Below are 12,040 nucleotides of genomic sequence, written 5' to 3' on the forward strand. Positions count from 1 at the left end.
CACTTTCTGAAGAACGTTGCAGCCAGCCATAGGCAAGCGTCAACAATGGTTAAGAAAAGGCGTAAATAGGCTTGCGATTTTGACAAGAAGCCTCCTTTTAGTCCCAACCGAATAGCGCATCGAAATGATCCTTTTCAGCGTAATTTTCACGTACAAACGTGTCTATTTGTTATGGAATCGATGTTGACATAAAGGAGGCTTTTTGACCGCTGTCAGGTGAAAAGCCAGACGCTGATTCACACACAGCGTCCAGAGTGCCAACCGGCGAAGCGGGGCGCGTAATGGGCGTCCAGTCGCTAGAGTCATTGTCCTGCTGGTTGCAGCAAGTTACTCCTTCAAGCAGCTATTTGCTTTTAGGCTTGCGAAGACTGGCAACGCTTGCCCAGGCCTATGATGCGCGCCTGTTCCAGCAAGCCTTTTTGTCCGCCATTTCGGCGCGCCTGCGTCCCTACGGCATAGCACGCAGCGACATCCTGGTGCTTGATCAAGTGGTGTTGATTGGTTTGACGAATTGTCGTCTGCCCAGCCAGCTTGACAAGGACCTGTTTCTGGAACGAGTCAAAGCGGCGCTGTGCTACGAGCCCGTTCGCTGCGGCTCGGACCGCATCCTGGTCAATGTTGTTCCGGCTTGGGTTGAAGCATCGGGCGACCGTCCGGTTTGCCTGTCTCAATTGCAGTCTCTGGCCAGCACTATTGCCTTCTCCGAGCTTGAGCCTCCTGTTGGCGAGCAGACTCGGCGCGACATGGCTTTGGCGACTCGTTTCTTTGCAGATATGCGGGACGAGAAGGTTGCCCTGTCATTTCAGCCTGTGGTCTTTGTGCAGGATCGCGGGCAGGTTCTGTACTACGAAGTGCTGTTGCGCTGGGATGATGCGCAGAACAGTACTCAGTCCGTTTCTTGTGCGCCGGTTGTTCAGGCCATAGAGCGCTTGCATGTGACCGAACGTCTGGATGCCAGCGTTCTGTGGTCGGTGGTACAGGTGCTGGAGTGTTATCCAGATGTTCACCTTGCCTGCAATATTTCCCCCTTGTCTTTGCAACAGGGGCCGTGGTGGCGGCTGCTGATTGCGGTGCTGCGCGATGCGCCACAGCTGGCCAGCCGTTTGACCCTGGAAATTACCGAAACGGCTTCTGTCTTTGATCAGGAAGCCGCCATTAGCCTGCTGCGCACCTTGCGCGGCCTGGGTTGCAAAGTTGCCATTGATGATATTGGGACCGGATTCAATACCTTGGATCTGGCTCGGCAGATCCGACCCCAGGTCTTAAAACTTGATAAATCCCTGGTGCATCAGGCACGGGACAGGGACGGCCTTGCTGCCCTTCATTCTTGGGTTCATGCCTCGCATGGCATCAGCCAATACGTCATCGCCGAAGGAATTGAGACTGCCCTGGATTTCCAGTTGAGCGTCGATGCCGGCGTGCACGCCGTCCAAGGCTACTACATAGACCCCCCCTGCGTCCTGCCCCCCCGGGAGGGGGCGGAGCCTTTGTGCGTTCGAGACAGTTTCAGCCCCACACACATCAACGTAGCACTCAACACGTATTCCTTAAAGGATCAGGAACAGAGATGAATCACGTCTATAAAACCATCTGGAATGAGCAAACGGGAACATTTGTTGCCGTTTCTGAGCACAAGAAAGCCAAAGGCAAGCGCAGTTCCTCGTGCGTCAAAGGAGGAAAGCGTGCGTCTTTTTCCGCACGCATGGGATGGCTCGCCTTGTTGACAGCAAGCGCATTGGCGATGAGCAATGCCTGGGCGGCAGTCGAGATTCCAGGCGACGGTCAGAGCAACCTCATTGACTTCACCAGCCCAGGCGGCACCATTCGGTTTACGGGTGGTGGTGGCAGCATCGTGGGGTTGAGTAGCCTGATGATCTCCGGCGCCTTGAGTGCCGATCAGATTACGGTGGGTGGTGAGTCTGTGGCGACCCAGGCGCAGCTCAATGCTACGTCCGCTGAGGTGCAGACCAATACCGGCAAGATTGATGGGCTGGAAGGGCGGGTCACGAGCAATGAGTCCACTCTGACGGATCATGGGACTCGCATTACGGACAATGAAACGGCCATCATGGCCCATGACAGTCGAATTGCGGGCAACGAAACCGCCATCGCTGCACATGACACTCGAATTGGCGCTACTGAAACAGGGTTGGTGACTGTTAACGATCGTCTGATTGCCTTGGGAGTGGATGAAACCAATCCTGGCGTGAAGTATTTCCGTGCGAACTCGGAGCTGCCTGATTCCGAGGCGAATGGTGAAGAATCCATTGCAATTGGCCCTGAGTCCAAGGCAGAGGGGGATCGCAGTATTGCTGCAGGACAAGGTGCGCTGGCCGACGCCGACAGCGCGATTGCATTGGGTGACGGTGCCAGTGTCGCCAGCGCAGACAGTCGACCCAAACCGGAGGCAGCCATTGCCATTGGAAAGGATAGTCGGAGCAGCGGTTTGGCCAGCGTTGCGGTAGGCCGCGAAGCAGCGGCAAGTGGAAATAATGCGCTTGCCTTGGGTATGCAGGCACAGGCCAGTGGGGCTAACGGGATCGCCTTGGGTTTAGGTGCTCAGGCTGATGCAGAAAACAATATCTCTATCGGTAATGGCGCAGGCCAGGCCACTGGCAATCATCTGCCGGGTGATCGTTCGCACAATATTGCCATCGGTCAGGCCAGTGGTCAGAACGTCAAAGGTCAGTTCAATGTGGCGCTGGGTGATGGCACCGGCAATGGCGTGGATGGCAACGAAAACGTGGCGATTGGCCGAGATGCCGGCCTGAATGTCATAGGCGATAGCAATGTCAGCCTGGGCAAGAATGCGAATCGGGGGCTGTCATCAAACCGTGCGATCGGTATTGGTGAGGACTCCGGCGCTGAAACAGAAGGCGTGGCGATTGGGTACAAGGCGATTGCCGGTAATACCGGGGTCGCGATGGGTCGTCAGACAACGGCATTGGGAACGGGTACTGCCATTGGCCCTAATGCTCATGCTGACAGCAATTTCGTAGCCCTGGGGTTGAACTCTCATGCCGCGCAAAACGATGTGTCTGGCTTGAGCAAGTTCACCAATAGAGGCTTCAATGGCAGTGCCGTTTCCGTTGGTAGCAGCCAGTCGGGCAGTGAGTTCACACGTCGTATTGTGAACGTGGAAGACGGTGCCAATGAGACCGATGCAGTGAACGTGCGCCAGTTGCAGTCGGCTGTTGATCAGGTGACGCTGGGTGCGACTGTGGATTATGAAAAGCTGGCCGAGAAGGTTGGCGAGGACTGGGGCCAGCAGATTGCCGATAGCAAACCTCGTTACTTCAGCGTTAATGATGGTGGTGTCGACAAGGGCAACAAGAACAATAACGGTGCTGCTGCAACAGCCATCGACTCGATTGCCATCGGCCCTGATGCAACTGCCAAGGAAAAGGACTCGGTTGCTATTGGACATATGGCAGGGGCAGAGGGAGCGTCATCTGTTGTGCTGGGACACAACATCAAAGGCTTGGGGCTGAATTCCACGACTATCGGTAACTCCCAATCCGAAGCGCGGGACGAGAGCGGCGTGGCAATCGGTACGCACGTTGTCAGCCGTGACAAGAACTCCATCGTCATTGGCCGGGATTCCTACACAGATCGCCAGGCAAACGGTCCCTCGGTCGAGAACTCGATTGTGATCGGTACAGAATCCAGTTCTACAGCCGTGGAAGGGATTGTGATCGGTAAAAACTCGGTGGTGAATGCGGCTCGCGGCATCGCTCAGGGTAGCAATGCGACGGCAACGGCTAATGACGCTATGGCGTTTGGCACCCGATCACGGGCGGCTGCCGGTGATTCCCAGGCCAGCGGTACGGATGCCAAAGCCTTTGCGGCACGCGGTATTGCAATGGGTACTAACGCTCGCTCCGGCCAGTCTAATCCTGATGTCGAAAATCAGGACAAGAACCGCGACTCCATTGCGCTGGGTACGGACTCCATTGCCCAGTTCAATAGCAGCATTGCGGTAGGTCGCGAAGCTCAGGCCACCGCTGATTTTGCACAGGCACAGGGCAAGGGTGCACATGCCTTTGGCGAGGCATCGATTGCACAAGGCCGTGACGCTTGGGCGCTTGAGCGTCAGGCAATCGCGCTGGGTGACGGCTCCCGCAGCACGGCCGATCGTGCTGTCGCTATTGGACAGGGTTCAAAGGCGCTCAATGCACGCTCGGTAGCGCTGGGTGATGGTGCAGAAACAGCAGGCGCGGTTGGCACCTTGAATGCTTCTTTGAACGGGCTGAACTACGGCAACTTTGCCGGAGATCGTCCTGTTGCTACCGTCAGCGTGGGTACGGAGCAGGAAAAACGCACAGTGACGAATGTGGCCGCGGGCCGGATCAGCGCCAGCAGCACAGATGCGATCAATGGCAGCCAGTTGTATGCCACGAATTCGGTGCTGGGCAATGTAGCTAACACCACGAAAAACATTTTGGGTGGCAATGCCACGCTGGCCTCTAATGGCAACCTGAGCATGAGCAATATCGGAGATACCGGTGAAAACACGGTGCACGATGCGATCAAGTACGCGGCTCAAGGTTGGAATGTGAGTGCCAATGGTGCCATGGCTGAGAACGTGAAGCCGGGTGGTTCGGTAGACTTCAGCAATGATGACGACAACATCGTTATCTCGCGTGATGGCACCGATCTGGCTTTCAATCTGGCCGATGATCTGACTGTGGGTAATAGCATCACTGTAGGCGATACCGTGATCAACGGTGACAGCGTCACGACTAACAATCTGACTGTTACGGGCGAAACCCATTTGGGTGACAGCTTTGTTGTCCAAAACACCGGGGATGTTATCTACAAGGGCAACGAAATTGCCACCCAGGCTGATGGCTTGAGCTTTGCGGGCAACACCGGCAGCACCATTGCCAAGACGCTGAGTGACGACACACCGCTGACCATCTCCGGCGAACTGGCCGAGGGAGCAGAGTCCACGGGTGCCAACCTGCGTGTTGATAGTGACGGCAACAAGCTGAATCTGGTCATGGCTCAGAACCTGACGGATCTGAATAGCATCACCATCAATAACGGTGGTCCGGTGATCAACGGTGCCGGCATCAATATGAACGGCAAGAAAATCACCAATCTAGCCAAAGGGACAGACGACACCGATGCGGTGAACGTGTCGCAGTTGAAGGATGTTGAAGAGGTTGCCAACGCAGGCTGGAACATCAGCGCCAATGGTGCTGCCGCCGAGAACGTCAAACCCGGAGCATCGGTGGACTTCAGCAATGACGACGGCAACATCACCGTGACGCGCGATGGCACCGACCTGGCTTTCAATCTGGCCGATGATCTGACTGTGGGTAATAGCATCACTGTAGGCGATACCGTGATCAACGGTGACAGCGTCACAGTAGGTGACACGATCGTTAATGGCGACAGCGTCACGACCAACAATCTGACTGTTACGGGCGAAACCCACCTGGGTGACAACTTTGTTGTCCAAAGCGGTGGTGATGTTATCTACAAGGGCAGCGAGATCGCCACCCAGGCTGATGGCTTGAGCTTTGCCGGCAATACCGGCGACGCGATTGCCAAAACGCTGGGTGACAACACACCGTTGACTATCTCGGGTGAACTGGCCGAGGGCGCAGAGTCCACGGGTACGAACCTGCGTGTTGATAGTGACGGCAACAAGCTGAACCTGGTCATGGCCAAGGATCTGACGGACCTGAACAGCATCACCATCAATAACGGTGGTCCGGTGATTAACGATGCCGGCATCAATATGAACGGCAAGAAAATCACCAATCTGGCCAAAGGTACAGACGACACCGATGCGGTGAACGTATCGCAGCTGAAAGAAGTTTCAGAGGTTGCCAACGCAGGCTGGAACATCAGCGCGAATGGTGGTGCTACTGAAAACGTGAAGCCTGGCGCCTCGGTGGACTTCAGTAACACGGACGGCAACATCAACATTTCGCGTGATGGCACGGACCTGGCCTTCAACCTGAACAAGGATATTGATCTGGGCGCAGACGGTAGCCTGAAGACGGGAAACACGGTCGTGAACAACGACGGTCTGACCGTGGATGATGGGGCAGGTAACAAGACCTCCACGACTGCGGCAGGCACCACGGTCAGCAATGCCGCCGGTGACACGACTACCGTAGGCGCAGGTTCGATCACGGTGGCAGATGCGGCCGGTAACAGCACGGCTATCGGCAGCACGCAGGTCGTGGTGGGCGGAGCAAACCCGGTCACGATCAATGGTGATACCGGCCGAATCGGCGGACTGACCAATCTGACTTGGGATCCGGACAACTACACCAGCGGTCAGGCGGCGACCGAAGATCAGCTCAAGCAAGTCAATGACGTTGCCAGCGCTGGCTGGAATGTGACCGATGCGGATGGCAATAGCGCCAATATTGGCCCGAACGGCCAGGTTGCCTTTGTCGGTGACAAGAATGTCACGGTTGAGCAGACTGGCACCGATGATTCCGGACAGGTTGAAGTCAAGCTGAACAAGGACATTGATCTGGGAGCAGATGGCAGCCTGAAGACCGGCGATACCGTCATCAACAACGCAGGGGTTGCGGTAGGAAACGACGTACATCTGGGTAACACCGGCCTGACCATCAATAATGGCCCGAGCATCACCCTGGCTGGCATCAACGCAGGTGATATGCGCATCACCAATGTTGCCGCCGGTCGCAATCCGACCGATGCCGTCAATTATGGTCAGCTCCAGCCTATCGAGTCCTTCATTGGTCTGGATGGAAACGGCTCGTTTGCCTACAACGGTGGCCAGCACTCCTCCTTGAAAGATGTTCTGGACAGCATGCACTGGAATGTTGAAGCACCGACGGATGGCAAGGAAGGCGGCAATACTGGTGGTTCCAACGGCAATGGTTCCGGCTCCACAGGTGGTGGCAATAATGGCTCCGGTGACGGCACGCCTATCCATAATGGCAACACGGTGGGCTTTGTTGAAGGGGACAACATCGTTATCTCCAAGACGGACCGGGTCAATGATGCAGGCCAGACCGTTGGCGCTGATATCAAGGTATCGGTATCCCAGGATCTGAAGGTCAATTCCATTACGGCAGTGAATGTTCAGGCCGATGAAATTCAGATCAATAACGGTGGCCCGATCATTAACGAGAACGGCATCAATATGTCCGGCAAGCACATCACCAATGTGGCGGCGGGCGTGAATGACACCGATGCGGTCAACGTAAGCCAGTTGAATCAGGTGGCGGGCAATCTGCAAGGTCAGATCAACAATATTCGCCACGATATCAATCGTCTGGATAACCGCTTAAGTGCAGGTGTGGCGGCCGCGATGGCAACAGCGTCTCTGCCTCAGGCTTACTTGCCGGGCAAGCACATGATGTCCATGGCCGGCGGTACCTGGCGTGGAGAGTCCGGTATGGCCATTGGTTTCTCCGGTATTACCGATAACGGTAAGTGGGTTTACAAGCTCTCGGGCAATACCACCTCGCGCGGTGATTACGGTGGTGCCGTGGGTATTGGTTATCAATGGTAAGTCGGCCCTGACTCTATGGTGCATCGGCGCATTGGCGCCGATGCACAGCACACACTTTTGAAGGAATTCAGATCATGAAGAAAAATTGGTTTGGGGCTGCTTTGCTAGGCAGCCTGGTGCTTGCTGGTTGCGGAACCTTGAGTCAGGTGGACTCGGAGGGCCACACGGAAAATCCGGTGTTTCCGGAAGTGGATAAAGCAACTTTTCACACGGGCTCTTACCCGAATATCGACAATCTGCGTCAGGTCCGGGAAGGCGTGACTCGCGATCAGCTGTATGACCTGCTGGGTCGCCCGCACTTTGCTGAAGGCTTCAAGGTTCGCGAGTGGGATTACCTGTTTCACTTCAACACGGCACAGGGCATCAAGACTTGTCAGTTCAAGGTGCTGTTTGATCAGGACAAGCTGGGTCGCAGCTTTTACTGGAAGCCTGGTGAGTGTGCTTCTGTTCTGGATGCGGCGCCGAAAACCGCAACCATTCAGCCGTTTTCGCTTTCCGGGGACGTGGCCTTTGCGTTTGGCAGTGCGACCTTGACCAGCGCAGGTCTGAGCACGATTCGTGATATTGCAGGCCAGCTCAAGCAAATGTCCGACATCGAACGGGTGACGGTTTCCGGTCACACAGATCGGATTGGAAGTGCGGCATCGAATCAGCGTTTGTCGCAGCAACGTGCCCAGACGGTACGACAGGCCTTGTCCGCCCAGGGCATACCAGCCGCCGCAATTGTGACGCAAGGCTTTGGTCAGGACCGCCCCCTTGTGCAGTGTGATCAGCCCAATCGCAGTGATTTGATTGCCTGCCTGGCACCGAATCGTCGGGTCGATATCGAAGTTCAAGGCCAACGCTAAGTTGGATGCGGCAACCAGGCACGCACCCGTCTTGACCGGGTGTGTGCCTTGATCGAGAAAACAATGAATATTCTGCACAAATTAGCGGTGTTGATTCTGGCTGGTGGCCTGGCTGCTTGTCAGCAAACCATGCCTCGTCATATTTCCGAACCTGTAGATCCAGCACCGCCTGTCATGCAAGGCGCGGGTGGTTCGAACAATGCCAGTACGGCGGCACCGACGGCCTCACGTGCCCAAGCTCAAACTGTCATTACCCTGCATTTGGCGCAAGAGAAAGCAGAAGCGCCCTTGGTGGCCGTGGATGTGGGGGGAACCTCGCTGTATGCGCTGCCCCAGCCTGTTTTGACGCAATCCGATCTGCACCGCGTCACCCCTGTAACCACTCAGGATCAAGGTACGTTTTTGCTACTGGAGATGAACCAGAACGGCATTAGCAAACTGCGCAGTGTCACGGCTCAGGCACGAGGCCACTATCTGTTGTTAAGTGTGCAAGGGCAGTTGGTAAGCGTGGCCCGTATCAGTGAAACGATTTCCGATGGGCGTTTGCTGATCGGAACCCAGAACGCCCAGCATACACAGGCCATTATTAAATTGATGCAGGGTGGTCGGTGATAACAGGACTGCGTATCGCGCCCTATGTATGATTTTGATGTGGTTTTTCTCCTGATTGCACAGCCTGCATCATCGCGTGTGGGCGATATGCTGGCCCTGCATGATTATTTGGCCGGCTCCGGGGTGTGCACGACGGTAGCAACCAGTCCTACAGACCTTGCCACTTTCGGAAAGCGCCAGCGCATTCTGATTATTGACGGGGAGGGCGAGAGCGCGTTTGATGTGTACGCCGTTATTTCCGCGATGCGGCAGCTGGATAATGTCGCCCTCCTGTTTCTGGCCGATGAGTCCCCCCTGTCCAGTGAGCGTGCTATGTATGCAGGGGCTGACGTTTGCTTGCCTGCCCGTACTGCTTACTCTGCTGTTTTGCGCGCGGTTGTGGAGTTGGGCAGCGCCCGGATATCGGTCCAGGTCAAAGAGGAAAGAGTGGCGACGAAAAGAAAGCGGCAACGTAGAAGGCACTACCTAGGCCTGGGTCTTCGGTCGCGCTTAACCCGCTAAGTTTGCTGGATCCGCGGGCTTTTAGTTGCCGCTTCACACCAGTCACTACAAAAAAAAGCCCCGATGCCAAGCAAAGGCATCGGGGCAAAACGTGTGCGTGGTGCGCACGCACACATAGTCAGACGATAGAGAACTATAGATGCACAGCGTTTAAGTCTTACAGGTAAGCCGGAATGCCCAGAGCCGGATCGCTGACACCGTGCTCGCCAAACTCCACGCGGCCAGCGAAACGACGGTAGTAGCTTGGGTCGCTGTTGCTGCGCACCACAAAGTCGTACCAGTGACCGCTGGATTTCAGAACCCAGGATTGCTTGGCTTGCTTGCCTGGTTCCACGGTGACTTCCCATGGGCCGTCCTCACGGTACGCCATGGACTGGATGGTGAAGGTGCAGGCCGACTGGCCACCGTTCATCATTTCCAGATAAACATCACCTTTGGTCACTTCGTAACAAACGCGGATTTCTGGACGGGCGGTGTCGGGCTGGCTCAATACGCTGACATCACCACGGAAGTGGCGGTGGAAACCATTCGGGCCCAATACCCACAGGTCGTAGTGCCCCAGATTGTTCGCCTGCACGTCCCACACATCGTCCAGAATCTGGTCGGGAGCGACCATGTAGCGGCGCGGGATACGGTCCAGGTTCAGCTTGTCGTAGACGTGGAAAACAGCGGCGGCTTTACCTGTGTTGGAGAACAGCAGTTGTACGCCTTTTTCACTGTCGCAACGGGCGCTGACGTGCAGCTCGTAGGGCAGGGCACGCGATGGGCGTACACCGGTTTGCTGCACGGGAATGCGCTGGTTGTCCACGGGCTGAGGTACTTGAGCCAGACGTTCCTGAGCGTTGCGAATGGCATCAGCCTCTTGACGGTTGCGACGGCCGTTCAAGGTAGGCAGTGGCTCGTCGTTCGGGCTGGCAAAGTTGAAGGCCGAGGTCAGGTCACCACACACGGCACGGCGGTAGGGGCTGATATTGGGCTCCATCACACCGAAGCGCTCTTCCATGAAGCGGATGACGGATGTGTGATCAAACACTTGCGAGTTCACCCAACCGCCACGGCTCCAGGGGGAGATTACGTACATGGGCACGCGCACGCCGGGGCCGAATACTTTGCCATCACGTGGAGGCTGGCCGGCCAGACCTTTGGGACTGGGGTAGTTGTAGTATTCAAACGCGATTTCTTCTTCGCTCAGCGAGGTCTTGCCAGCAGGTTTGCCAGTGACAGGATCAATCGATGGGGCAGAGGGGGAGGGAATGTGGTCAAAGAAGCCGTCGTTCTCGTCAAAGTTGACCAGCAATACGGTCTTGCTCCAGACCTCGGGATTGGCCGTCAGCGCATCAAGCAGTTCTTGGGTGTACCAAGCGCCTTGCACGGGGCTTGAAGGGCCAGGATGCTCAGAGTAGTTGGCTGGGGCCACCACCCAGGAAATTTGTGGCAAGGTGCCGGACTCGACATCCTTGCGGATTTGTTCCAGAAATCCGCCGTCGGGCATGGTGTTGGCAATGCCCTTGAATAGAGGATTGCCGACGTCGTCAGATGGTTCGTACGGGGCATTGGTGGGTTTGCCCGATTTTTCAGCGGCAAGTCGGTACTGGATAAAGCCAGCCAAGGGGTTATCGGTGAAGTTGTCAGGCAGGTTCTGGTACACCTTCCAACTGATACCGGCTTCTTCCAGGCGTTCGGGATAAGTTTTCCAGGTGTAGCCGCCAAAGATCGAGGGCCACAGGCTGTCCCACGCATTGTTGACGGTACACTCGCCTGTGCCGGTCGGACCGTTTGTGCCGGTCCATAGGAACATGCGGTTGGAGTTCGTGCCGGTGTGCATGGAGCAGTGGTAGGCATCGCAGATGGTGAAGGCGTTCGCCATCGCGAATTGGAAGGGCAATTCGGCTTCGCGGTAGTAGCCCATGGAGTGACGATTCTTGTGCTTGGGCCAGAAGTCCATGCGGCCGTGGTCCCAGGCAGCCTGGCCGTCCGACCAGGAGTGCGGTGTGCCGTTAACGCGCTGGGCATTGCCTTTGGTGGCGTCCAGATGATAGGGCATCACGGTTTCGGTCGAGCTGACATTTTGCTGCCAGACGTTGCGCCCATTGGGCATTGGGATTGTGAAACGGTCTCCAAATCCACGCACGCCTTTCAGGGTGCCGAAGTAGTGGTCAAAGGAGCGGTTCTCTTGCATCAGAACCACAATGTGTTCTACATCCTTGATGGTGCCCGTCTTGTTGTTGGCGGGGATGGCCAACGCTTTGCGGATACTGGGAGGAAAGGCGGCCAGGGAGCCGGCTGCCAGGCTGGCACCGGTCATGTTGCGTAGGAATGTGCGACGTGAAGTCATTGTGCTTAATCTCTTAATCAATCAAGGGGCGCATTTGAGTTGCGGCGCAGGTTCTGGGTTAGGTTTGCCCGGCTCAGCAGGTTCTTCGGTAGAGCCGGAGCTGTTCGAGTTGCCTGTGTCGTTACCGCCGCCGCAAGCAGCCAGCAGGCCGCATAACATCAGCAGCACGGATGCGCGTTTCATGCGCTCGAAAGTGAATGAAGTGCTCGTTGGAGTCATGAGAATTCCTTGGTT

Annotated in this window: 7 protein-coding genes; 5 read left to right on the top strand and 2 right to left on the bottom strand. The window is 56.2% G+C overall.

Translation table 11 applies throughout. The features are described 5' to 3' along the window. The first annotated feature begins 359 nt into the window (after positions 1–359). The 5 genes from MID00_RS12655 to MID00_RS12675 all read left to right on the top strand — a co-directional run bounded on the left by MID00_RS12655 (position 360) and on the right by MID00_RS12675 (position 9,471). Positions 360–1,571, top strand: coding sequence for an EAL domain-containing protein (locus MID00_RS12655; protein WP_254498907.1), 1,212 nt, complete (start codon positions 360–362; stop codon positions 1,569–1,571). After that, positions 1,568–7,510, top strand: a complete 5,943-nt coding sequence (locus MID00_RS12660) for a YadA-like family protein (protein ID WP_254498908.1) — start codon at positions 1,568–1,570, stop codon at positions 7,508–7,510. The genes MID00_RS12655 and MID00_RS12660 overlap by 4 nt, the downstream gene beginning before the upstream one ends. A gap of 74 nt (positions 7,511–7,584) precedes the next feature. Beyond that, entirely contained in the window at positions 7,585–8,358 is a 774-nt protein-coding gene (locus MID00_RS12665) for an OmpA family protein (protein ID WP_250756004.1), read from the top strand. Positions 8,359–8,421: 63 nt separating this feature from the next. Beyond that, entirely contained in the window at positions 8,422–8,970 is a 549-nt protein-coding gene (locus MID00_RS12670) for a hypothetical protein (protein ID WP_254498909.1), read from the top strand. Positions 8,971–8,994: 24 nt separating this feature from the next. Beyond that, complete coding sequence (locus MID00_RS12675; RefSeq protein WP_009459371.1) at positions 8,995–9,471, top strand: hypothetical protein; 477 nt, start codon at positions 8,995–8,997, stop codon at positions 9,469–9,471. Positions 9,472–9,628: 157 nt separating this feature from the next. On the opposite strand, the gene MID00_RS12680 is transcribed toward MID00_RS12675, so the two are convergent. Further along, on the bottom strand, positions 9,629–11,806 hold the full coding sequence (locus tag MID00_RS12680) for a phosphocholine-specific phospholipase C (protein WP_009459369.1): 2,178 nt from the start codon (positions 11,804–11,806) through the stop codon (positions 9,629–9,631). Between the two features lie 21 nt (positions 11,807–11,827). Continuing rightward, positions 11,828–12,025, bottom strand: coding sequence for a hypothetical protein (locus MID00_RS12685; protein WP_022983356.1), 198 nt, complete (start codon positions 12,023–12,025; stop codon positions 11,828–11,830). Positions 12,026–12,040: the final 15 nt, after the last annotated feature.

The sequence above is a fragment of the Alcaligenes sp. NLF5-7 genome (assembly GCF_024266725.1).
Lineage (GTDB): Bacteria > Pseudomonadota > Gammaproteobacteria > Burkholderiales > Burkholderiaceae_B > Alcaligenes > Alcaligenes phenolicus.

Bases quoted from the DNA above. Each gene is read 5' to 3' on its own strand.
- MID00_RS12660 (WP_254498908.1), top strand. From the start codon at position 1,568: ATGAATCACGTCTATAAAACCATCTGGAATGAGCAAACGGGAACATTT.
- MID00_RS12665 (WP_250756004.1), top strand. From the start codon at position 7,585: ATGAAGAAAAATTGGTTTGGGGCTGCTTTGCTAGGCAGCCTGGTGCTT.
- MID00_RS12670 (WP_254498909.1), top strand. From the start codon at position 8,422: ATGAATATTCTGCACAAATTAGCGGTGTTGATTCTGGCTGGTGGCCTG.
- MID00_RS12675 (WP_009459371.1), top strand. From the start codon at position 8,995: ATGTATGATTTTGATGTGGTTTTTCTCCTGATTGCACAGCCTGCATCA.
- MID00_RS12680 (WP_009459369.1), bottom strand. From the start codon at position 11,806: ATGACTTCACGTCGCACATTCCTACGCAACATGACCGGTGCCAGCCTG.
- MID00_RS12685 (WP_022983356.1), bottom strand. From the start codon at position 12,025: ATGACTCCAACGAGCACTTCATTCACTTTCGAGCGCATGAAACGCGCA.